This is a genomic window from Dellaglioa sp. CoH-57-MRSF-20 (genome assembly GCF_056781955.1).
Genome location: NZ_JBXAXV010000221.1, coordinates 1 through 300, shown reverse-complemented (window position 1 = coordinate 300; position 300 = coordinate 1). Strand labels below are relative to the sequence as shown.

Annotated in this window: 1 protein-coding gene; it reads left to right on the top strand. The window is 55.7% G+C overall.

The window, feature by feature from the left end; genetic code table 11:
* Nucleotides 1-44: 44 nt before the first annotated feature.
* A partial coding sequence (locus tag AC1RPN_RS08840) for a hypothetical protein (RefSeq protein ID WP_481763817.1) occupies nucleotides 45-300 on the top strand: 256 nt, incomplete at its 3' end.

Here is a 300-nt window from a genome sequence, read left to right as displayed (position 1 = left end):
CTACGATATCGAGTGGGGCACTTACTGCTGGTGGCACAAAGCCTGTGGCTATCAAGCTGAGCAACAGTGCAGAGTCCGCGATTGAGAAGGCAGCTGCTGATCAGACTGCGCTATACAAGAAGCTATACGATTTCTTGAGCGGCAGTCGCGGCCATACGGGTGACGCACACGAGGGAGGCGTTCAGGGCGATCTCAACGAAGAGGACCGCGCGGATATATGGTGGAGATCGTTCCGCAACTGGATGGGTTCCGATCTTGGCAAGAAGGCGCGCAAACAAAGAAATGAGGACCCCTCATGGC